Annotated in this window: 15 protein-coding genes and 1 pseudogene; 8 read left to right on the top strand and 8 right to left on the bottom strand. The window is 73.2% G+C overall.

The window, feature by feature from the left end:
• Positions 1-2: 2 nt before the first annotated feature.
• A pseudogene (locus OHB56_RS29420) lies at positions 3-365 on the top strand (GH25 family lysozyme); the annotation flags it as partial.
• A 45-nt stretch (positions 366-410) separates the two neighbouring features.
• Here the strand turns inward: OHB56_RS29420 and OHB56_RS29415 are convergent.
• From OHB56_RS29415 to OHB56_RS29400, 4 genes are all read right to left on the bottom strand, one after another.
• Positions 411-914, bottom strand: a complete 504-nt coding sequence (locus OHB56_RS29415) for an ATP-binding protein (RefSeq protein WP_326754851.1) — start codon at positions 912-914, stop codon at positions 411-413.
• Between the two features lie 273 nt (positions 915-1,187).
• Positions 1,188-1,955, bottom strand: coding sequence for an enoyl-CoA hydratase-related protein (locus tag OHB56_RS29410; protein ID WP_326754850.1), 768 nt, complete (start codon positions 1,953-1,955; stop codon positions 1,188-1,190).
• A 331-nt stretch (positions 1,956-2,286) separates the two neighbouring features.
• The gene (locus OHB56_RS29405) at positions 2,287-3,531 is read right to left on the bottom strand and encodes an Ig-like domain-containing protein (RefSeq protein ID WP_406356550.1); all 1,245 of its coding nucleotides are present in this window, start codon (positions 3,529-3,531) and stop codon (positions 2,287-2,289) included.
• Between the two features lie 201 nt (positions 3,532-3,732).
• A complete protein-coding gene (locus OHB56_RS29400) occupies positions 3,733-4,968 on the bottom strand; it encodes an Ig-like domain-containing protein (protein WP_406356549.1) in 1,236 nt (411 codons plus the stop codon).
• Between the two features lie 344 nt (positions 4,969-5,312).
• Here OHB56_RS29400 and glgX point away from each other — a divergent pair, with 344 nt between their 5' ends.
• Positions 5,313-7,601, top strand: a complete 2,289-nt coding sequence (gene glgX / locus OHB56_RS29395; protein ID WP_406356547.1) for a glycogen debranching protein GlgX — start codon at positions 5,313-5,315, stop codon at positions 7,599-7,601.
• A 30-nt stretch (positions 7,602-7,631) separates the two neighbouring features.
• Here the strand turns inward: glgX and OHB56_RS29390 are convergent, their stop codons facing one another.
• From OHB56_RS29390 to OHB56_RS29375, 4 genes are all read right to left on the bottom strand, one after another.
• The gene (locus OHB56_RS29390; RefSeq protein WP_406356545.1) at positions 7,632-8,297 is read right to left on the bottom strand and encodes a response regulator; all 666 of its coding nucleotides are present in this window, start codon (positions 8,295-8,297) and stop codon (positions 7,632-7,634) included.
• On the bottom strand, positions 8,290-9,555 hold the full coding sequence (locus tag OHB56_RS29385; protein ID WP_406359238.1) for a sensor histidine kinase: 1,266 nt from the start codon (positions 9,553-9,555) through the stop codon (positions 8,290-8,292). Before OHB56_RS29385 ends, OHB56_RS29390 begins: the two co-directional genes overlap by 8 nt.
• Positions 9,556-9,635: 80 nt before the next feature.
• Positions 9,636-10,370 (bottom strand): ABC transporter permease, encoded by a 735-nt coding sequence (locus OHB56_RS29380; protein ID WP_406359237.1) that lies wholly within the window; start codon positions 10,368-10,370, stop codon positions 9,636-9,638.
• Between the two features lie 26 nt (positions 10,371-10,396).
• On the bottom strand, positions 10,397-11,374 hold the full coding sequence (locus OHB56_RS29375; RefSeq protein WP_406356544.1) for an ABC transporter ATP-binding protein: 978 nt from the start codon (positions 11,372-11,374) through the stop codon (positions 10,397-10,399).
• A gap of 230 nt (positions 11,375-11,604) precedes the next feature.
• Here OHB56_RS29375 and OHB56_RS29370 point away from each other — a divergent pair, with 230 nt between their 5' ends.
• From OHB56_RS29370 to OHB56_RS29345, 6 genes are all read left to right on the top strand, one after another.
• Positions 11,605-13,455: an ABC transporter ATP-binding protein gene (locus OHB56_RS29370; RefSeq protein WP_406356542.1), complete on the top strand. Its 1,851-nt coding sequence runs from the start codon at positions 11,605-11,607 to the stop codon at positions 13,453-13,455.
• On the top strand, positions 13,452-15,314 hold the full coding sequence (locus tag OHB56_RS29365; protein WP_326754843.1) for an ABC transporter ATP-binding protein: 1,863 nt from the start codon (positions 13,452-13,454) through the stop codon (positions 15,312-15,314). Before OHB56_RS29370 ends, OHB56_RS29365 begins: the two co-directional genes overlap by 4 nt.
• A 27-nt stretch (positions 15,315-15,341) precedes the next feature.
• Positions 15,342-17,075: an ABC transporter ATP-binding protein gene (locus OHB56_RS29360; RefSeq protein ID WP_406356539.1), complete on the top strand. Its 1,734-nt coding sequence runs from the start codon at positions 15,342-15,344 to the stop codon at positions 17,073-17,075.
• Positions 17,072-18,832, top strand: coding sequence for an ABC transporter ATP-binding protein (locus OHB56_RS29355; RefSeq protein ID WP_406356537.1), 1,761 nt, complete (start codon positions 17,072-17,074; stop codon positions 18,830-18,832). Before OHB56_RS29360 ends, OHB56_RS29355 begins: the two co-directional genes overlap by 4 nt.
• A 441-nt stretch (positions 18,833-19,273) precedes the next feature.
• Positions 19,274-21,316 (top strand): M4 family metallopeptidase, encoded by a 2,043-nt coding sequence (locus OHB56_RS29350; RefSeq protein ID WP_326754840.1) that lies wholly within the window; start codon positions 19,274-19,276, stop codon positions 21,314-21,316.
• A gap of 145 nt (positions 21,317-21,461) precedes the next feature.
• Entirely contained in the window at positions 21,462-21,983 is a 522-nt protein-coding gene (locus OHB56_RS29345) for a DUF1990 family protein (protein WP_055596378.1), read from the top strand.
• The last annotated feature ends 14 nt before the right edge of the window (positions 21,984-21,997 follow it).

Genomic DNA, 21,997 nt, shown 5'->3' with positions numbered 1-21,997 from the left:
CGGCGCAGGCGGAGCACTTCGTCTCCGGGACACCCGGGCGGCAGGGCGACCTCCTCGCCGTCGTCTGGGAGACGACCGGCGAGGGCGCCCGCGCGAGCACCGCGGAGAAGGACGGGTTCATCCGGAAGGTCAAGGAGCTGCGCCCGGAGCACCGGGTGGTCCTGTACTGCAACCGGTACTTCTGGCTGAACGTCGACACGACGTCCTACGCGGGCGACGGACTGGGGATCGCCGACCACGTCACCGCGGGCGAGCCCCGCGTCAAGGCGAAGTGGCGCTTCCACCAGTACACCGACGATCCCGTGGACACCGACCTCGCAGCCTTCCCCGACCGCGCCGCCCTCGAGGAGTGGGCGGGCGGCGCCCGAGGGCAACCGCGCACGGGGACGGGGGCCAGGTGGCAGGACCGTTCAGCGGTCGGTGACGCGCATTTCGAACCAGGTCGTCTTGCCCCGGGGCAGGAGGTCGACGCCCCAGCGGTCGGCGAGGGTGTCGACGAGGAAGAGACCGCGCCCGCTGATGTCCAGCTCCTGGACCGGCATGAGGCAGGGCAGGCTGCGGGACGGGTCGCGGACCTCCACGCGGATCCAGCGGGGGCGGCGGCGCAGCCGGAGACCGAAGACGCGGGCCCCGGTGTGGCGCACCGCGTTGCCGACGAGCTCGGAGACGAGGAGGACGGCGTCCTCGGTGTTCGCCGCCCCCAGGCCCCAGTGGCGCAGGATCACGACCTGGGTGAGCCGGCGGGCGGTGGCCGCGGACTCCGGGCGGGACGGCAGCGGGACCTCGGCCTGCGACGGATCGCCGAACAACTCCAGCGCCTTCTGAGCGTGTTCGTCCTCGACCGTCGGCGACCAGCGCGACGCGGTCGCACGTCCGTCTCCCCGCGGCTGTTCCCTGCCATCCAGCCCCGCCATGCCCCCATCATGGACGTCCGGCGGGACGCCCGGGGCCGTTCCGTCGGAATGCGCCCCCCGTACGCCCTCACCGCAGGACAGGCCACCGGCATATGCCTCTGGCGCTTCGGGGGCACCGGCGGCCCGTACGGCCTGCGGGAACGGTTCGCTGCGCGGCAATCGACAGGCTCCCTCGACACGGCAGGCTTAAGGGTGCGTTAAGGCTCCCATAAACCGCCCCATCGAGGGACCCGGATCAGACATCGCGTCAATTGCAAGCCCTCGCAGGGATGTTCAGAGGAACTTCGCCTTGCCGGGGCCGTCCTCCACGAAGCTGCGCATCCCCCGCTCACGGTCCTCGGTGGCGAACAGGCCCGCGAACCAGTTGCGCTCGACGGCGAGGCCGGTGTCGATGTCGGTCTCCAGACCGGTGTCCACCGCCTCCTTGGCCGCGCGCAGGGCGATCGCAGGGCCCTTGGCGAGCTTCGCGGCCCACGCGTGCGCCTGCTCGTAGACCTCGGCGGCGGGCACCACACGGTCCACCAGACCCAGCGCCAGCGCCTCGTCGGCCTTCACCTGACGGCCCGTGAAGATGAGGTCCTTCGCCTTGGACGGGCCGATGAGGCGGGCCAGGCGCTGGGTGCCGCCGGCCCCCGGGATCAGGCCGAGCAGGATCTCGGGCTGGCCCAGCTTGGCGTTCTCCCCGGCGATGCGGAAGTCCGCGCAGAGCGCGAGCTCGCAGCCGCCGCCGAGCGCGTACCCGGTCACCGCCGCCACCACCGGTTTGGGGATGCGGGCCACCGCCGTGAAGGAGTCCTGCAGGGCGCGGGCGCGCAGGACCATCGCGGTGTGGTCCATGGCCTGCATCTCCTTGATGTCCGCGCCCGCCGCGAACACCTTCTCGCCGCCGAAGACCACCACGGCGCGCACGTCCTCGCGGCGCGTGATCTCCTCGGCGAGTTCCTTCAGCCGGTCCTGTGTGGCGACGTCCAGCGCGTTCATGGGCGGGCGGTCCAGGCGCAGCGTGCCGACGCCCTCGGCGACTTCGAGATGTACGGTCATGACAGCAGGTTAACGGCGACTAACGGCAACCGGGCCGGTGCGGTCGATCACATCCGGCCGGGGGGCCGGGGGTCGCCCCCCGGACGGACACAGCACGGCGACTAACGGCAACCGGGCCGGTGCGGTCGATCACATCCGGCCGGGGGGCCGGGGGTCGCCCCCCGGACGGACACAGCACGGCGACTAACGGCAACCGGGTCGGTGCGGTCGATCACATCCGGCCGGGGGCCCGGGGGCGCCCCCGGACGGAGACGGCACGGCGACCGACGCCGGCGGCCCCGGTGCCGTACCTCGCACCGGGGCCGCGTACGTCGTGCGGAAGGCCGCGCGATCAGGCCTTCCACTTCTCCCAGGACATGTTCCAGCCGTTGAGGCCGTTGTCCGGGGCGATGGTGGCGTCGTTGGAGTTCTTCACGACGACCACGTCGCCGATCATGGAGTTCTCGAAGAACCAGGAACCCGGCGCCTTCTTGTCCCAGCCGCCACGGGTGTCGCGCAGGCCGATGCAGCCGTGGCTGGCGTTGTAGTTGCCGAAGGCGCCGCCGCCCCAGTAGTTGCCGTGGATGAAGGTGCCCGACGTGCTCAGGCGCATGGCGTGCGGGACGTCCTTGATGTCGTACTCGCCGCCGAACCCGACCGTCTCGCCGTTCATCCGGGTGACCGCGAGCCGCTCGCTGATGACCATCCGGCCGTTCCACGTCTCGGTGCCGGGGGCGCCGGCGGTGATCGGGATCGTCCTGATGACCTTGCCGTCCCGCTCGACCTTCATGGTGTGCTTCTTGGCGTCGACGACGGAGACCTGGCTGCGGCCGATGGTGAAGGAGACCGTCTTGGCCTGTTCGCCGTAGACGCCCTCGCGGCCCTCGACGCCGTCGAGGTTGAGGTCGACGGTGACCTTGGTGCCGGGCTTCCAGTACTTCTCGGGGCGGAAGTCGAGGCGGTCGTTGCCGAACCAGTGCCCCTCGACCTCGACGGCCGGCTCGGTCGTGATGCGGATGGCCTTCTCGACGTCCTCGGGGTGGGTGATACCCCGGGTGAAGCGGAGCGAGAACGGCATTCCGACGCCGACCTTGGAGCCGTCCTCGGGGGTGAAGGTGCCGACGAAGGTGTTCTTCGGGGTCAGCGTGGTGAAGCTGGAGTCCTCGGCGGCGGTGCGGCCGGCGGAGTCCTTGGCGACCGCGTGCACGGTGTACTTGGTGGAGGCGGCCAGGTGGGTCGACGGCGTCCAGTGGGCGCCGTCGCCGGATATCTCCCCGTCGATCCTCTCGCCGTCCGGGTCCTTGACGACGACCTCGGTCAGCTTGCCCTTGGCCGCGTCGACCTTGAGCGCACCGCTGGTCTTCACGGACTCGGCGCCGTCCTCGGGCGCTATGCCGATGACCGCCTCGGACTGCTTGCTCCGTGCCGCGGTGGCGTCCTTGGCCTTGCCGCCGTCCGAGCCGGACCCGGAATCCGGGCCGGTCCCCCCGCCGCACGCCGTGACCGCCAGCATCACCCCGAGTGCCAGCGCGGCGAGCTTCCTGCCGCCGCGCCTCCGCGCGTCAACCGACGCCCCCGATATCGGCCCCACGTTCACTTGTTTTCTCCCCTCGGCGGGCCTGGCCCGGCCCGCGCCCCGCACGCCCCTCGCGCGCCTCGGCGCATAGTAACCACAGGCCAGGAGGGTTGGAGGCGGTCGGTGTGTCACCGTTCCGTTCCAAACTCCAACGGCCCGCGGAGCACAACCGAAGAGCCCTTTCGGCCATCCGCGCGTGGAGGCGCTCCGAGGCGTCGGGGTTCACTTCACGGCGCTGCCCTTCGTCCACTTCTTCCAGGACATGTTCCAGCCGCCGAGGCCGTTGTCCGGGGCGACCGTCCGGTCCTTGCTGTTGACCACCTCGACGACGTCGCCGACGAGACTGCGGTCGAAGAACCAGCCCGCCGGGGTGCCCGCGCCGCCGCCCTTCACGTCGCGCAGCCCCACGCACCCGTGGCTGACGTTGGTGTCGCCGAAGACGTCCTCGTCGGCCCAGTAGTTGCCGTGCAGGAAGGTGCCGGATTCGGTCAGGCGGATGGCGTGCGGGACGTCGGGGATGTCGTACTCGCCCTTGCCGTCGTCGTCGGTGAAGCCGACGGTCGCGCCGTTCATCCGGGTGACCTCGAGCATCTCGGTGATCACCATCTTCCCGTTGTACGTGGGGGTCTTCGGCGCCCCGGCCGTGACCGGCACCGTGGCGAGCACCTCGCCGTCCCGTCGCACCTCCATGGTGTGCCGGGACGCGTCGACCACCGAGACCTGGCCGCGGCCGACCGTGAACGAGAACGTGCGGTGCTGGAGCCCGTAGACGCCGGGTGAGCCCTCGACGTCCCGCAGGTCCAGCTCGACGGTGACCTCGGTGCCGGGCCTCCAGTACTCCTCGGGCCGGAAGTCGAGGCGGTCCTTGCCGAACCAGTGCGGGCGGATGTCGACGGCCGGGCGGGAGGTGACGCGGACGGCGCGTTCGACCGCCGCGCGGTGGAGGATCTCGCGGTTGAACACCAGGGAGACGATCATCCCTGTGCCGACGACGGAACGGTCCTCCGGTGCGACGTAGCCGATGAAGCGCTGCTCGGGGACGTACGTCGTGAAGGTGGTGCGGCGGGCCGCGCGGCGCCCGTCGTCGTCCAGGGCGACGGCGTCGACCGTGTACTTCGCGGCCAGCGCGAGCCGTTCGTCGTCGGGCTCCCAGGTCTGTCCGTCGGCGGAGATCCGGCCGGGGACCGGGGTCTCCCGCGCGTCCTGGGACCGGACGACCTTCACCGACTCCAGCCGGCCCTCGGACGCCCGGACCCGCAGCACTTGGTCGGGGCGCACCTCCTTGCTGGCGTCGGCGGGCACGACCCGGATCACCTCCTCGGGCCCCGGGGGGCCGAACGCTCCTGCGACGGGACCGTCCGGGGTACAGCCGACGGCCCCGGCCAACAGTCCTGCCCATGTCACTACGGCGGCCAGTGCGGCCCTCGCGCGCCGTGCGCGCCCTTGTACGTGGCTCACGCGCTGCCCAACGACGGTGTGCGCCATGGGGAAACGACCATGCGTCCCCTCGGGGAACAGTCCTCTCCGCCCGGCCGTCTCCGCCGCACCCCGGAGGGACGCGCGCGGGTGCCCCGGAGGGACACGCGTGTGCGCCCCCGCCCCGGGGCGGCGCGAGGGTGCGCCCCCGGAGAACGTCAGGGTGCACCCCGGGGAAACGTGAGTGCGCGGCATGCTCTGGGCAGAACTGTGAGGAGGACGACGCGCCGGGGAGCCGCGGCCGGAGCCGAGGAACGCCCAGGGGACTGGGTGGCCGCACTTCCCTGCCCGCCGTCGTCCCATGATGAGCCGCGGGAGGCTGACAGGTGTCCAGCGCAGCCGAGCAGGAGGCGGTGGCCGGGCGGGGGGCGGTGACCGGGGACCGGGTCACCGGCGACGGACGCCCGGCCGTCGCCGTGAACGGCGTGCGGGCGGCCGCGCCTCCGCCGGTGACGGTGCCGGTGCGGCCCGGCCCGGCCGCCCCGCTGGGCGCCCACTTCCGCATCGGCCCGGACGGGGTGGCGGGGACCGGCTTCGCCCTGTGGGCGGGGGGCGCCGAGGGCGTCGAGCTGTGCCTGTTCGACGAGCGCGGCGGGGAGAGCCGCGCCCGGCTCACCGAGCTGACGGAGGGTGTCTGGCACGGTTTCGTACCGGGGGTCCTGCCCGGCACGCGCTACGGCTACCGGGTGCACGGCCGTTGGGATCCGTGGACCGGCGCCCGCTGGAACCCGGCGAAGCTGCTGCTCGACCCGTACGCCCGCGCGGTGGACGGCGACTACGGCACGTCCGGCCTGCCGCCCCAGGTGTACGGGCACGTCCGGGACTGGCCGGAGCAGCATGTCGCGGACACCGTGCGCGACGACCGGGACTCCGCCCCGTACGTGCCGAAGGGCGTCGTCGTCCACGATGACGACGACCGGGCCGACGACCACCGGCCCGGGACGCCGTGGGCGGACACAGTCCTGTACGAACTGCACGTCAAGGGGTTCACCCAGCGGCACCCCGGCGTTCCCGGGGAACTGCGCGGCACCTACGCGGGGCTGGCCCATCCCGCCGCGATCGGGCACCTGGTGCGGCTGGGGGTGACGGCCGTGGAGCTGCTGCCGGTGCACCAGTTCGCGCACGAGGACCATCTGCTGCGGCGGGGGCTGCGCAACCACTGGGGCTACAACTCCGTCGGCTGGTTCGCCCCGCACGCGGGCTACGCGGCCTCCGGGACGGGCGGGCAGCAGGTCGGCGAGTTCAAGCGGATGGTGCGCGCGCTGCACGCGGCGGGCATCGAGGTCGTCCTCGACGTGGTGTACAACCACACCGCCGAGGCGAACGAACTGGGCCCCACCCTGTCCCTGAAGGGCATCGACAACCGCGGCCACTACCGGCTCCGGGCCGACGCCCGCCGGTACGCCGACTACACCGGCTGCGGCAACACCCTGGACGTCGTCCGGCCGCAGGTGCTGCGTCTGATCACGGACTCGCTGCGCTACTGGGTGACCGAGATGGGCGTCGACGGCTTCCGCTTCGACCTGGCGGCGGCGCTGGCCCGTACCGGGGACGGGGGCGACGTCGACATGTTCGCCCCGTTCCTCTCGGTGGTCGCCCAGGACCCGGTGCTGCGCGGGGTGAAACTGATCGCCGAGCCGTGGGACGTGGGCCCCGGCGGCTACCGGGCGGGGGCGTTCCCGCCGCTGTGGTCGGAGTGGAACGACCGGTACCGGGACGCCGTACGGGACTTCTGGCGGCCCGGGGCCGCGCATCTGCGGGAGATCGGCTACCGGCTCTCCGGTTCGAGCGACCTCTACGACTGGGGCGGACGGCGCCCGTACGCCTCGGTCAACTTCGTCACCGCGCACGACGGATTCACCCTGCGCGACCTCGTGTCGTACGAGCGCAAGCACAACGAGGCCAACGGTGAGGGCAACCGGGACGGCACGGACGACAACCGCTCCTGGAACTGCGGCGCCGAGGGCGAGACCGGTGACCCGGACGTCCTGGCCCTGCGGCGGCGGCAGCTGCGCAACCTGCTGGCCACGCTGCTGCTGTCCACGGGCGTGCCGATGCTGGTCGCCGGTGACGAGATGGGGCGCACCCAGCGCGGCAACAACAACGCCTACTGCCAGGACAACGAGACCGGCTGGGTGGACTGGGAGCTGCTCGCGGAACCGGGCTGGCGGGCCCTGTTCGACCTCACGTCCCGGCTGATCGCCCTGCGCCGCCGTCATCCGGTGCTGCGCCGCCGGACCTTCTACTCCGGGCGCGCCCACTCCGCGGACGGACTGCGCGACCTGGCCTGGTTCACCGGGCGGGGCACCGAGATGACCGAGGAGGACTGGTACGCGCCCACCGCCACCCTCGGCATGTACCTCTCCGGCCGGGACGTCCCGGAGCGGGACGAGCGCGGGGAACGCGTCCTCGACGACAGTTTCCTCGTGATCCTCCACGCCGGTGACCGGCCGGCGGCCTTCCGCCTCCCAGGCCCGCCGTGGGCCCGGCGCTACGAGGTGGTCGTCGACACCGGCCGGGAGGACCAGGAGTCCCCGCCGGACACGGCCCACCCGGCGGACACGACGATCACGGTGGGGGGACGGACGGTGCTGCTGCTGCGGGCGGTCGGCTGACGCGGCACCGGCCGGACACCGGACCGTCGCTCAGCCGGCGCCCGGCCGGCCGAGGATGCCGCGCTCGTAGGCGACCGCCACGGCCGCGGCGCGGTCCCTGACGCCGAGTTTGGCGTACAGGTGGGTGAGGTGGGTCTTCACGGTCGCCTCGCTGATGAAGAGTTCGCGGGCGATCTCGCGGTTGGAGGTGCCCCGGGCGACCAGGGCGAGGACCTCGCGTTCCCGCGCGGACAGGGGTGCGGACAGCGGTTCGGCGGGGGCGCGGACCGCGGAGACCAGACGGGAGGCCACCGCCGGGGAGAGGACCGTACGGCCCTCGGCGGCCGCCCGTACGGCCGCGAACAGTTCCTCGCGCGGCGCGTCCTTCAGCAGATAGCCGGTCGCGCCCGCCTCGATCGCGGGCAGGGTGTCGGAGTCGGTGTCGTAGGTGGTGAGGACGAGCACCTCGGCCCGCGCACCCCGGCGGGCCAGCTCCCGGATGGCGTCCACGCCCGAACCGCCCGGCATGCGCAGGTCCATGAGGACGACGTCCGGATCGAGGGCGGCGGCCCGCTCCAGCGCCTCGGCGCCGTTCGCCGCCTCGCCCAGGACGCGGAAGCCGGGCGCGGCCTCGAACATGCCGCGCAGACCGTCCCGTACGACGGGATGGTCGTCGACGATCAGGACCGAGACGGTCGGGGTGTCGGCGTCAGTCATGGCGCACCAACGGTACGCGAGCCGACACCGCCGTCCCGTGGCCGGGTTCGGACTCCACGGTGAGGGAGCCCGCGATGCGTTCCGCGCGGGCGCGCATGCCGTCGAGGCCGAAGCCTCCGCTGCCGGTGCGGGCGGGGCGTACGCGCGGGTCGAAGCCGCGGCCGTCGTCGCGGATGTCGAGGGTGACCTCGTCGCCGATGTAGGAGAGCGTGACGCCGACCCGGGTGGCCGCGGCGTGCCGGGAGGCGTTGGACAGGGCTTCTTGGGCGATCCTCAGCAGCGTGGCCGCGACCTCCTCGTGCAGGGGTTCGGCGGTGCCGGTGACGGTGCAGTCGGCGCGGGCGCCGGTGCGTTCGCCCCATTCGGCGACCGTCTTCTCCAGGGCCTGCGGCAGCCCGCCCCCGTCGAGGGCGACCGGGGCGAGGTTGTGCACGGAGCGGCGGGCCTCGCCGAGGCTCTCGCGGGCCAGGTCGGTGGCCCGGCCCACGTGGACGCGGACCAGGTCGGGGTCCGTCGTGCCCGCCACCGCCTGGAGCTGGGCGATGATGCCGGTGAGGCCCTGGGCGAGGGTGTCGTGGATCTCGGCGGCCAGCCGCCGGCGCTCGTCGGCGACACCCGCCTCCCGTGCCTGGACGAGGAGTTGGGTGTGCAGGGCGGCGTTCTCGTCGAGGACCTGCTGCAACGCGGCATTGGTGCGCTCCAGTTCGGCGATGGTCTCGGCCTGCGTCCGGACGCGCTCCTCCTCCAGGTCGCCGAAGTGGGCGAAGAGGGCCACCAGCAGGGCGTTGACCAGGAGGATCGCGCCGAAGAGCACCCAGCCCAGGCCGTCGCCCGGCGGCAGCCCGCCCGCCTGTGAGCCCGCCAGTGTCACCGCGGTGGCGAGCAGGCCGGGCTTGACCAGGTGCCGGGGGAGTTGGCGCCCGACGCCGAAGTAGCCGATGACCGCGTAGAAGGCGAACAGCGGGTTCGTCCAGGTGAGCACGAACCCGACGGCCCAGCGGGCGGCGTAGTAGCAGGCGCTCTCGGTGGTCGGTCCGGGACGCCTGTCTTCCGCCCTGCCCCAGGCCAGTTGGAGGACGACGCCGGCGGCGACCAGCACGCAGCTCAGCCGGCGCTCGCCGTCCGTCATGCCGATCGCGTCCGCGGCCGACAGCGAGAGGACGGTGCCCGCGGCGAGCAGAACGTACGGTCCCCAGCGGTGGAACACCGCCCACCGCCGCTCGACCACGCCGTCCGCCGCCGTGCCGTCCGCCACCATGCCGTCATTCTCGTACGCGCTCGCCCCGGCGTCGGCCCGCGCGTTCGCCCGCCCGCCCGCCTCTGTGCCCGCCCGCGCGCTCACTCCCAGCGGAACCAGCGCGCGGCGGCGGCCGTCAGCAGCACCGTCCAGGCCGCCAGGACGGCCAGGTGGATCCAGCCGGGCCAGTCACCGGCGGCGGCCTGGTTCAGGGCTTCGGCGGCGGCGCCGAACGGGGTCCAGCCGACGATGTCGGCGAGCAGGTCCGGCATGGCCTGCACCGGCAGCCACACACCCGCGCAGAACATCGCCGGGAACAGCGCGGCGGAGCCCACCGCTCCCGCGATCTTCGCCGTGCGGGACAGCGCGGAGAGCACGGCGCCCAGGGCGAGGGCGGCGGCCACGGCCAGGAGCAGTGCGAGGAGGTAGCCGAAGGGCTGACGCGGCAGCGGTACGCCGAGGGCGACCCGGCCGACGGCGAGCGAGAGCAGCGCCGAGAGCAGGGCGGCCCCGCCGTACACCAGCATCTGCGCGCCGAGCAGTGCGCCGGCCCGTACGGGCGTGGTGGCCATCCGGCGCAGGACGCCGTGCTCGCGGTAGGCGGTGAGGGTCTGCGGCATGCCCTGCACTCCGCCGACGATCAGGCCGAGCAGCACGGCGACCGGAACGTACGCGTCCACCGGGCGCAGTCCGCCGAAGGAGGGGTCGGCCTCGCGGAAGGAGGGGATGGAGCCGAGGATCGCCAGCAGGAGGGTGGGGAACAGCAGGATCCAGAAGATTCCTCCGGGTTCACGGCGGAAGAGGCGGGTCTCGGTCCGCAGGACGGCGGTGTTCAGGGCGGCGGCGCGGGGGACGGGGCTGGTCACGCCGGTACCTCCTCGGTGGTGTCGGGGCGGTCGGTGGCGTTCGCCCGCTCGGTCGCGCCCGCCGGGCCGGTCCCGCTGTCCTGACCCGTCAGGTCCAGGAACGCGTCGTCCAGGGTGGCGTCGGTGACCCGGAGCTGGTGGGCGGTGACGCGGGTGCGGGCGAGGAGGGTGATGACGGCGTTGACGGTCTCGTCCGTGCCGGACAGGGTGACGCGGCCGTCCCGGTGCTCGATCGAGACGAGGGCGGGCAGGCCGTTCAGGTCGCGGTCGTCCAGGGGCGCGGAGGGCGTGAAGCCCATGACGGTGGCTCCCGCCGAGCGGCGGATCAGACCGGCCGGGGTGTCCAGGGCGGCCACCCGGCCCTTGTCGATCACCGCGATCCGGTCGCAGAGCCGCTGGGCCTCCTCCATGAAATGGGTGACGAGCAGGACGGTGACGCCGTTGGCGCGGATGTCCTCGATGAGTTCCCAGGTGTCGCGGCGGGCGCGTGGGTCCAGGCCGGTGGTGAGTTCGTCGAGGACGACGATCCGGGGGTCGCCGATGAGGGCGAGCGCGATCGACAGGCGCTGCTTCTGCCCGCCGGAGAGCTTGCCGAAGCGGTTGTTCAGGTGCGGGGTGAGCCCGAGGCGTTCGGCCAGGGGCCGCCAGTCGACGGGGCGCGGGTAGAACGCGGCGTACAGTTCGAGGGCTTCACGGACGGTGAGCTTGGCCTGGAGTTCGCTCCGCTGGAGCTGGGCGCCGAGCACGTCGGCGACCGCGTCGTGATCGGTGACGGGATCGAGGCCGGTGACGCGGACCCGGCCGGAGTCGGGGACGCGCAGGCCCTCGACACATTCGACGGTGGTCGTCTTGCCGGCGCCGTTGGGGCCGAGGACGCCGAAGATCTCGCCCTCCTCCACGGCGAAGGAGACACCGTCCACGACGGGCCGGGCCCCGTAGGACTTGCGCAGGTCGGTGACTTCGATGACAGGCATGGCGTCAGCGTCGCCGCGCACGGGCTCCCCGTACATCGGCCGACGCGCTCGAACCCGCATCGACCGATCGGCTGATGGAGTGGTCCGACTTCGGGGGAGAGGGGGTACGGCGCGGTTCGCGTGCGGGCGCGTTGACGGGGTCGGACGTCGGTCGTAGGTCCTGCGGACCGGCGGGGTCCGGCCAAAACTCGGTGGTCAGCGCCGGGTGGCGGTCCGTAGGCTCGCTGCTGATGGCCACGACACCCCCACCCCCCGAACCCCTTTCAGCCTCCGAGCCCGGTTCGCTCTCCGAGTCCGGCCCGTCCTCCGGACGCCGCACCACGGTCCGCTCGTTGCTGCGTCTGTGGCCGTACGTGCGGCCCGTGCGGGCGCGGCTGCTGACCGCCGCCGTCGTCGCGATCCTCGCCTCGTGCATCGGCCTGGTCATCCCGCTGGTCCTGAAGTGGATGGTGGACGGCCCGGTCGCCGGCCGGGACCCGGCGGGGGTGTGGCTGGGCGCGCTGTACCTGCTGCTGCTCGGGCTCGCGGAGGCGCTGCTGTTCGGGCTCCGGCGGTGGCTGGTGGCGCGTCCGCTGGCAGGTGTCGAGGCGGGGATGCGGGCGGACCTGTACCGGCATCTGCAGCGGCTGCCGGTGGCGTTCCACGACCGGTGGCCGTCGGGGCAGTTGCTGTCCCGGGGGACCGCGGATCTGATGCTGGTCCGTATGTTCCTGGCCTTCCCGCTCACGTTTCTGCTGGTCAACGGAGTGACCATCCTCGTCGGCGTGGTCATCATGCTGGTCCAGGACTGGGTTCTGGGACTGGTGGTCCTGATTCCCGCCGTGCCGGTGATGGCCACCTGCCTGATCTTCGAGAAGCGGTACTCCAGGGCGGCGCGGCTCGGCCAGGACCAGGTCGGCGATCTGACGACGGTCGTCGAGGAGAGCGTGCTCGGCATCCGCGTCATCAAGGGGTTCGGACGGCACCGCAGCCAGGCGCGGGCGTTCCGGAAGCTGTCCGAGGACCTGCGCGGGACGGAGCTGCGCAAGGCCCGGCTGCTGGGCGCCATCATGAGCGTCATCGTGACGCTCCCGGAGCTGGCCATCGGCATGGCACTGGTGCTGGGGACCGTGCGGGTGGCCGACGGGGACCTGTCCGCGGGCACCCTGGTGGCGTTCCTGTCGACGGCCCTGGCGCTGCGTTGGCCCGTGGACTCGATCGGCTTCCTGCTGGCGATGAGCCAGGAGGCGGCGACCGCGACCGAGCGGTACTTCGAGGTGATGGACGCCGAGGAGGAGCAGCCGGGCCCCGACGGCCCACGGACGCCGGCCGCCCCCGGGGCCGACGACGGGCTGCGCTTCCACGACGTCACCTTCCGCTATCCCGACGCCCCTTCCGGGTCCCCGCCCGTCCTGGACCGCGTCGACCTGCACATCCGTCCCGGCGAGTCGATGGCCCTGGTCGGCGCGACCGGCAGCGGCAAGACCACGCTCACCGCCCTGGTCCCCCGGCTGCACGAGGCGACCTCGGGGCGGATCACCCTGGACGGCACGGACATCACCGCGCTCTCCCGCGAGGAGCTGCGCCGCAGGGTCTCCGTCGCCTTCGAGGAACCCACCCTGTTCTCGGCCTCGGTCGGGGAGAACGTGCTGATGGGCGCGGGGGCCGGGGCCGGGAGGGCCGAGTTGGAGCGGGCGCTGGGCGTGGCGCAGGCCGGCTTCGTGGACGCGCTGCCGCAGGGCGCCGGCACCCAGGTCGGCGAGCAGGGGCTCAGTCTCTCCGGCGGGCAGCGGCAGCGCCTCGCGCTGGCCCGCGCGGTGGTCGGCCGGCCCGATTTCCTGGTGCTGGACGATCCGCTGTCCGCGCTCGACGTGCACACGGAGGCCGCGGTCGAGGCCGCCCTGCGCCGGGTGCTCGCCGACACCACGGCCCTGATCGTGGCGCACCGCCCGTCCACGGTCCTGCTGGCCGACCGCGTCGCCCTGCTCTCCGGCGGCCGGATCACGGCGGTCGGCACCCACCACGAACTGCTGCGCACCCACTCCGAGTACGCCCACCTCATGGCCGGCGACCCGGTGCGGGAACAGGAGGAACAGCGATGACGGCGGTTCCCACCGCACCCGCCCGCGACGAGGACGGCAAGGACGACGAGCCGCGGATCCGGGAGGCCGGCGACCCCTTCGACCGGGACGTCCTGCCCACTCCCCCGGATGCCAGCGGCGTCCTGCTGCGCTCCCTGCTGGCGCCGATGCCCGGCCGGGTCGCCCTGACGGCGCTTCTGCTGCTGCTCCAGCAGGCGGCGGTGCAGGCGGGCCCGCTGCTGGTGGCGTACGCGATCGACCGGGGCGTGCCCGCGTTCCGGTCCGCCGACCACGGGCCGCTGATCGCGGTGGCGGTGGGCTATCTGCTGTGCGCGTCGTCGGGCGGCGTGCTGCAGTACGCGTTCATCGCCACCGCCGCCCGGGTCAGCCAGGACGTGCTGCTGGATCTGCGCGGCCGGATCTTCCGGCACGCGCAGGCGCTCAGCGTCGACTTCCACGAGCGCTACACCTCGGGCCGGCTCATCTCCCGTTCCACCACGGACGTCGAGTCGCTGCGGGAGCTGCTGGAGGAGGGCCTGCAGGAGCTGGTGACGGTCATCGTGTCCTGTGTCTACATCTCGGTGCTGCTGCTCTGGCTGGACCTCGGGATCGGCGCGGTGGCGGTGGCCTCCTTCGTCCCGCTGTACGCACTCGTACGGTCGTACCGGCGGCGGGCCTCCGAGGTGTACCGGCTGCGGTCGACGGCGATCGCCGCGGTGATCGTGAAGTTCGTCGAGACGATGAACGGCATCCGCCCGGTGCGTGCCTTCCGCCGCGAGTCCGTCAACGACACCGCGTTCCGGGAGCTGAACCGGCGGCACGAGCGGACCAACGGCGACGCGCTGCTGGAGATGGCCCGCTATGTGGTGGGCTCGAGGGTGGCCGCCAACACGACGGTCGCGCTGGCCGTGCTGTGGGGCGCCTACCGGGTGGCGGACGGGACGCTCGCGCTCGGTGTGCTGGCGGCGGCGGTGCTGTATCTGCGGCGTCTGTACGACCCGATCGACCGGCTGGGCATGTTCCTCAACGCGTACCAGTCGGCGGCGGCCTCGCTGGAGAAGATCGCCGGTCTGCTGGCCCAGGCCCCGTCCGTGCCGGAGCCGGCGGCCCCCCGTGAGCTGCCGGAGCGGCGGTCGGAGCATCCGGGGCGCGAGGTCGTCTTCGACGGGGTCCGGTTCGCTTACCGCACCGGTGGCGAGGTGCTGCCCCGTTTCGACCTGACGCTCCCCGCCGGGCAGACCGTCGCGGTGGTCGGCTCGACCGGTGCGGGCAAGTCGACGCTGGCGAAGCTGCTCGCCCGCTTCTACGACCCCACCGACGGCCGGGTCCTGCTCGACGGCGTCGACCTGCGCGACCTGCCGGGGCCCGAACTGCGGCGCGGGGTGGTCATGGTGACGCAGGAGGCGTTCCTGTTCTCCGGCACGGTCGCCGAGAACATCGCCCTCGGCCGTCCGGAGGCCGGCCGCGCGGAGATCGAGCAGGCGGCGAAGGAGATCGGCGCCCACGACTTCATCAGCTCCCTCCCGGACGGCTACGACACCGACGTACGCAAGCGGGGCGGCCGCATCTCGGCCGGTCAGCGCCAGCTCGTCGCTTTCGCGAGGGCGTTGCTGGCCGATCCCGCCGTGCTGATCCTGGACGAGGCGACCAGTTCGCTGGACATCCCCGGCGAGCGGGCGGTGCAGCGTGCGATGGCGACGGTGCTGCGGGGCCGTACGGCGGTGGTGATCGCCCACCGCCTGTCCACCGTGGAGATCGCGGACCGCGTCCTGGTGATGGAGCACGGCCGGATCGTGGAGGACGGCACCCCGGCCGAACTCGTCGCGGGCACGGGCCGCTTCGCGGGCCTGCACCGGGCCTGGCGGGACAGTCTTGCGTAGGCGCGGCAGCGCGGGGGGAGTGAGCGGATGATCGACGCGTACGGGGATCCCGGCACGCCCGACGGCCGGGGCGGGGCCCGCTATCTGTGGTGGCTGGTCCTGCGGCAGCCGGGCCGGTGTGCGGCGGGGGCGGTGTTCGGCAGCGTGTGGATGGTGCTGCTGGCGGCGACGCCGTATCTGATGTCCCGGGCGGTGGACGAGGGGCTCGAACCGGGCGACATGGGGGCCCTGGCCCTCTGGACGGGGGCCCTGTTCGCGGTGAACGGGGTCAACTCCTGGCTCGGCATCATGCGGCACCGCACGATGACCCGGGTGCGGATGGACGCCCACTTCCGCACGGTGAAGGTGGTCGTCGGGCAGTCGGTGCGGCTCGGTGCCTCGCTGTCGCGCTCCACCGGGGCCGGAGAGGTCGTCACCATCGGGGTCGGTGACGTGCAGATGATCAGCCAGTCGCTCACCGCCGTCGGGCCCGGGGTGGGAGCGGTCGTGGCCTATGGGGTGGTGGCCGGACTGCTGCTGTCGGTGTCGCCGCTGCTGGCGTCGGTCGTGCTGCTCGGGGTGCCGGTGATCGCCCTCGTGGTGGGGCCGTTGGCGGGGCGGTTGCAGGGGGCGGAGACGGAGTACCGGGAGCGGCAGGGCGTGCTGACCGCGCGGATCGGGGATCTGGCGGGCGGTCTGCGGGTGCTGAGCGGGCTCGGCGGCAAGGGCCTGATGGGGGAGGCGTTCCGGCGGGACTCGCAGCGGTTGCGCGCACAGGGGTACCGGGTCGGTGCGGTGACCAGCTGGATGCAGGCGCTCGGTGCCGGCCTGCCGATGCTTTTCCTGGCGGGAGTGACCTGGATCGCCGCCCGGCTGGCCGCCCAGGGCCAGATCAGCGTGGGCGAGCTGGTGTCGGTGTACGGCTATGCGGCCGTGCTGGTGTGGCCGGTGATGTTCCTGATCGAATGCGGCTACCAGCTGAGCCGGGGTGTGGTGGCTGCCCGGCGGGTGGCGGCGTTCCTCCGGCTGGAACCGCCGGCCGGCACCGGCGAGGTCGCCGCGCCCGCCGAACCGTCGGTGCTGTACGACCCCGAGTCCGGGGCGCGGGTGCTGCCGGGCCGGCTGACCGCGCTCACCGCGGCGCGCCCGGCCGACGCGGTCGGCGTGGTGGACCGGCTCGGCCGGTATGCGCCGTCGTCGGCCACCTGGGGCGGGCGGCGGCTGGACGCGATCGCGCTCGCCGAGGTCCGGGAACGGATCCTGGTCGCCGACCACGAGGCCGATCTGTTCGCCGGCCCTCTGCGTGGGGTGGTGGCCGGCCGCCGTGCGGCTGAGGACGCGGACGTCCTGCGCGCCCTGCACACGGCCGCCGCCGGCGACATCGTGCGGGGGCTGCCCGACGGCCTGGGCTCGGCGGTGTCCGCCCAGGGTCGCAGTCTCTCCGGGGGGCAGCGGCAACGCGTCCGGCTGGCACGTGCGGTGCTGTCCGATCCCGAGGTGCTGCTGGCTGTCGAGCCCACCTCGGCACTCGACGCACATACCGAGGCCGCGGTCGCCGAGGGGCTGCGCGCGGCGCGCCGGGGCCGTACGACGGTGGTGACGTCCACTTCGCCGCTGCTGCTGGACCGCGTCGACCAGGTGCACTTCCTGGTCGACGGCAAGGTGGCCGCCACCGGCAGCCACCGCGAACTCCTCGACCGTGAGCCCGGCTACCGGGCGTTGGTGGCCAGGGAGGCCGTCGGGGAATCCGCGGAGGAAGCCGGTGAGGGGGCCGTGCGGTGAGCCGAGGAGGACTGCCGGTCGCCGAGCCCACCGAGGTGCGCCGGGCGGCCGTGGCGCTGGTGAAGGCGGACGGACGGGCTTTCGCCGCGGTGCTGGCCCTGAACTCGCTGGCCGCTCTGGCGGGGCTGGCCGGGCCGTGGCTGCTGGGGCGGATCATCGACGGGGTGCGCGACGGGGGCGGTGTGAGCGTGGTGGACCGGCTGGCGCCGGTCATCCTGCTGTGCGCGGTCGGGCAGTTGCTGCTGGCCCGCTGGGCCCGTTACGTGGGGCACCGCTTCGGGGAACGGACACTGGCCCGGGTCCGGGAGGGCTTCGTGGACCGGGCGCTGGCGCTGCCCTCGTCGGTGGTGGAGCGGGCCGGCACCGGGGATCTGACGGCGCGGGGCACGGCCGATGTGACCGTCGTCGGCACCACCCTGCGCGACGCCGGGCCGGCGCTGCTGGTCAACGGGGTGCAGGCGGTGTTCGTCATGGCGGCGGTCTTCCTGGTGGACCCCTTGCTGGGCGCCCTCGGCCTGCTGGGGCTCGCCCCGATCGGATGCGTGCTGCGCTGGTATCTGCGCCGGGCCCGCGCCGGGTACCTCGCCGAGGGCGCGGCCGTCTCTGATGTGGCGGAGATCGTCGCGGCGACGGCGGCGGGGGCGCGCACGGTGGAGGCGTTCGGACTCCAGCAGCAGCGGATCCGGGCGAGCCGGGAGGCGCTGGAGACCGCCCGGCGCGCCCGGTTCCACACCCTGTTCCTGCGGACGGTGTTCTTCCCGGTGGTGGAGCTCTCGTACGCCGTGCCGGTGGCCGGCGTACTCCTGATCGGCGGGGCGCTGCACGAACGGGGCGCGGTGAGCCTGGGCGCGGTGGTGAGCGCCGCCCTGTATCTGCTCCAGTTGAGCGGGCCACTGGACGAGGTGCTGATGCGGATCGAGCAGCTGCAGAGCAGCGGTGCCTCGTTCGCCCGGGTGGAGGGGCTGGCGGGGGCGTCGCGCACGGCGGGGCACGACGACGTTCCGGATCCGGCCGGTGACCGTATCGACGTGACCGGTGTGCGCTACGCCTACGACGGGGGCGCCGAGGTGCTGCGCGGGGTCGATCTGACGGTGCGGCCGGGCGAACGGCTGGCCGTGGTGGGGCCGTCCGGTGCGGGCAAGACCACGCTGAGCCGGCTGCTCGCGGGCGTGGACGCCCCGACCGCCGGGACGGTCACGGTGGGCGAAGTGCCCGTGGCCCGGCTGGACCCGGATCGGCTGCGCCGACAGGTCGTCCTGGTCACTCAGGAGCACCACGTGTTCCTCGGTTCGGTGCGCGACAATCTGCTCATCGCCGAACCGGGCGCGCAGGACGGTGAGTTGTGGGCCGCGCTGACCGCGGTGGGGGCCGACGCGTGGGTGCGGGAGCTGCCGGAGGGTCTGGACACCGGGCTGGGACAGGGCGGTTGCACACCGGACGGCTCCCAGGCCCAGCAACTGGCTCTGGCCCGGGTGGTGCTGGCGGATCCGCACACACTGATCCTCGACGAGGCGACCGCCCTGCTCGACCCGACGACCGCGCGCCACACCGAGCGCGCGCTGGCCGCCGTTCTCGCGGGACGCACCGTCATCGCGATCGCGCACCGGTTGCACACCGCGCACGACGCGGACCGCGTGGCGGTGATGGAGGACGGCCGGCTGACCGAACTCGGCACGCACGAGGCCTTGGTGGCGGCGGGCGGGGCGTACGCGGCGCTCTGGCACTCGTGGCACGGGGAGGGGCCGGACCGCCCGTAGCCCGGCGGCGGGGCGGCTCTCCGGGCACTCGCCCCCGCGCCTCGGACCGGGAGAGGTCCGTCGAGGTCACGCGCCTCGCGCCCGCCGGCGGTCGATCCCTGCGTCGCGTCCCTCCCGCCCGCGCGCCTCACACCCCTGCACACCCTGCACACCCACACGTTCGTATACCGAACCCGACCTCCCGCACAACGAACGGTTTCCGGCCAACTTTCTGACGCGCTCCTGACAGAAACCGCGGTCACCTGCCACTCTTCCCACGGTCCCTGCACGGCAACCCCACAGCGCCACCGAACCGCCGTGCCGCGGCCGTCGCTCCAGCACAGCAGCACAGCAGCACAGCAGCACGTGGTACCGCGTACCGCCCTGTTCTGCCCGGCCGGCTCACCAGCCGGTCGGTCTCCCCTGGCCGCACAACCCGCGGCCACGCAGAAGGAGTCAGTGTTGAGAAGCAGCTCCTCCCACAGACGCACCCCCCGCACGACGCGCCGCCGCACCGCCGCGGTCGCCCTGGCCGGGGTCGCCGCCCTGGTCGCCACGGCCGTGCAGGCCGGCAGCGCCACCGCGGCCCCGGACTCCACACCGGCCGCCGGACAGGCGAAGCCCGCCGCCGAGTCGGTCCGGCTCACCCCCGCCCAGCGCGCCGAGCTGATCCGCGAGGCGAACGCCACCAAGGCGGACACCGCCGAGGACCTCGGTCTGGGCGCCGAGGAGAAGCTCGTCGTCCGTGACGTCCTCAAGGACCGCGACGGCACCGTCCACGTCCGCTACGAGCGCACCTACGACGGCCTGCCCGTCCTCGGCGGCGACCTCGTCGTGCAGGGCGACAGGCCCGGCGAGACCGAGTCGGTCGTCAAGGCCACCCGGGCCGCGGTGAAGCCCGCCACGACCACCGCCAAGGTGTCCACCGCCAAGGCCGAGCAGCAGGCGCTGTCCGCCGCGAAGGCCGAGGACGCCAAGAGCCCCGACGTGGACGGCGCCCCGCGCAAGGTGATCTGGGCCGCGAGCGGCACCCCCACGGTGGCGTACGAGACGGTCGTCGGCGGACTCCAGCACGACGGCACCCCGCAGGAGCTGCACGTCGTCACCGACGCCACCACCGGCGAGAAGCTGCACGAGTGGCAGGCCGTCCGGAACGCGACCGGCCACACCGTCTACAGCGGCACCGTCACCCTGACCTCCACCCAGTCCGGGTCGACGTACAACCTCACCGACGGCGAGCGCGGCGGCCACAAGACGTACAACCTGAACCGCGGCACCTCCGGCACCGGCACCCTGTTCTCCGGCTCCGACGACGTCTGGGGCAACGGCACCCCGTCCAACCCTGAGTCGGCCGCCGCCGACGCCCACTACGGGGCCGCGCTGACCTGGGACTACTACAAGAACGTGCACGGCCGCAGCGGCATCCGCGGCAACGGCGTGGGCGCCTACTCCCGCGTCCACTACGGCAACAACTACGTCAACGCCTTCTGGTCGGACAGCTGCTTCTGCATGACCTACGGCGACGGCTCGGGCAACGCCAACCCGCTGACCTCGATCGACGTCGCCGCGCACGAGATGACCCACGGCCTCACCTCGAACACCGCGGGCCTCGTCTACAGCGGCGAGTCCGGCGGCCTCAACGAGGCGACCAGCGACATCTTCGGCTCGACCGTCGAGTTCTACGCGGCCAACCCCTCCGACGTCGGCGACTACCTCATCGGCGAGGAGATAAACATCAACGGCAACGGCACCCCGTTGCGCTACATGGACAAGCCGAGCAAGGACGGCGCGTCCAAGGACGCCTGGTACTCCGGGATCGGCTCGATCGACGTGCACTACTCCTCGGGCCCCGCGAACCACTTCTTCTACCTGCTGAGCGAGGGCAGCGGCACCAAGACCATCAACGGCGTCAGCTACGACTCGCCCACCTCGGACGGCCTGCCGGTCACCGGCATCGGCCGCGCCAAGGCGGAGAAGATCTGGTTCCGCGCGCTGACCACCAAGTTCACCTCGACCACCAACTACGCGGGCGCCCGCACCGGCACCCTCGCGGCCACCGGTGAGCTGTACGGCACGGACAGCGCCGAGTACAAGGCGGTGCAGGACGCCTGGGCCGGCATCAACGTCGGCGCACGCTCCGGTGGCGGCGGCGGTGGCGGCACCACCTTCGAGAACACCACCGACGTGTCCATCCCGGACAACGGCGCGGCGGTCACCTCGTCGATCACCGTGACCGGCCGGACGGGCAACGCTCCGTCCAACCTCCAGGTCCCGGTCGACATCGTGCACACCTGGAGCGGTGACCTGGTCATCGACCTGCTGGCTCCGGACGGCACGGCGTACCGCCTGAGGAACCGCACCGGCGGCTCGGCGGACAACGTCAACGAGACCTACACGGTCAACGCCTCCTCCGAGACCGCCAACGGCACCTGGCAGCTGCGGGTGCAGGACCAGGCCTCACGGGACACCGGCTACATCAACGGCTGGGGGCTCACCTTCCCGTAGCCGTGACGGGCGGGCGTCCCGCGCGGGCCGCGACGCTCGGCCCGTGAGCAGCACGTGAGGACGGGGCGTCGCTCCGGAGGCCGGACCTCCGGAGCGACGCCCCGCCGTGCGGGCGGCTCCGGTGGCCGTCCTACCCTTGGGTCCCATGTCTTCGGCGGACTTCACCTACGACCATGTCGGCGCGACCCGCGAGCCGGGTTTCTGCCCTCCCGGATTCCATCCCCTGCACGTCCGCACCCGCCTCGGCGAGGGCGAAGCGGTCTTCCGCCAGGGCTCGGAGGCAGTCCTCACCTGGGAGCTGCACCGGGCCCTGGGGGTCGGGTTCGACACCTCCGCCGACCGCGCGGCGCCCGGCGTCGACGTCACCGTCACGCTCGCCGGAGTGGTCCGGGCGCCCTGCCGGGTGGTCTGGACGGTGGAGGAGTACCGCAGGGCCGGCTGGGCCTACGGCACGCTGCCCGGTCATCCGGAGTGCGGCGAGGAGTCCTTCGTCGTGGACCGCACCGGTGACGGGACGGTGTGGCTGACCGTCTCGGCGTTCAGCAGGCCGGCCAGGTGGTACGCCCGTGCGGCCGGCCCGGCCGCGCGCGGGCTGCAGCAGGCCTACGCCCGCCGCTGCGGCACGGTCCTGCGCCGCCTCGCGACGAAGGGCCTCAAGGAGTTCTGAGGCCCTTCGCGCCG

It is taken from the genome of Streptomyces sp. NBC_01635 (genome assembly GCF_045209715.1).
Lineage (GTDB): Bacteria > Actinomycetota > Actinomycetes > Streptomycetales > Streptomycetaceae > Streptomyces > Streptomyces hirsutus.
Note: the sequence above shows the minus strand (reverse complement) of the source record. Positions and strands in the feature narration are given on the sequence as shown.

Excerpts from the sequence above, each read along its gene's own strand:
- OHB56_RS29415 (WP_326754851.1), bottom strand. The coding sequence starts at position 914 with ATGGCGGGGCTGGATGGCAGGGAACAGCCGCGGGGAGACGGACGTGCG.
- OHB56_RS29410 (WP_326754850.1), bottom strand. The coding sequence starts at position 1,955 with ATGACCGTACATCTCGAAGTCGCCGAGGGCGTCGGCACGCTGCGCCTG.
- OHB56_RS29390 (WP_406356545.1), bottom strand. The coding sequence starts at position 8,297 with ATGACTGACGCCGACACCCCGACCGTCTCGGTCCTGATCGTCGACGAC.
- OHB56_RS29385 (WP_406359238.1), bottom strand. The coding sequence starts at position 9,555 with ATGGTGGCGGACGGCACGGCGGCGGACGGCGTGGTCGAGCGGCGGTGG.
- OHB56_RS29375 (WP_406356544.1), bottom strand. The coding sequence starts at position 11,374 with ATGCCTGTCATCGAAGTCACCGACCTGCGCAAGTCCTACGGGGCCCGG.
- OHB56_RS29370 (WP_406356542.1), top strand. The coding sequence starts at position 11,605 with ATGGCCACGACACCCCCACCCCCCGAACCCCTTTCAGCCTCCGAGCCC.
- OHB56_RS29365 (WP_326754843.1), top strand. The coding sequence starts at position 13,452 with ATGACGGCGGTTCCCACCGCACCCGCCCGCGACGAGGACGGCAAGGAC.
- OHB56_RS29360 (WP_406356539.1), top strand. The coding sequence starts at position 15,342 with ATGATCGACGCGTACGGGGATCCCGGCACGCCCGACGGCCGGGGCGGG.
- OHB56_RS29345 (WP_055596378.1), top strand. The coding sequence starts at position 21,462 with ATGTCTTCGGCGGACTTCACCTACGACCATGTCGGCGCGACCCGCGAG.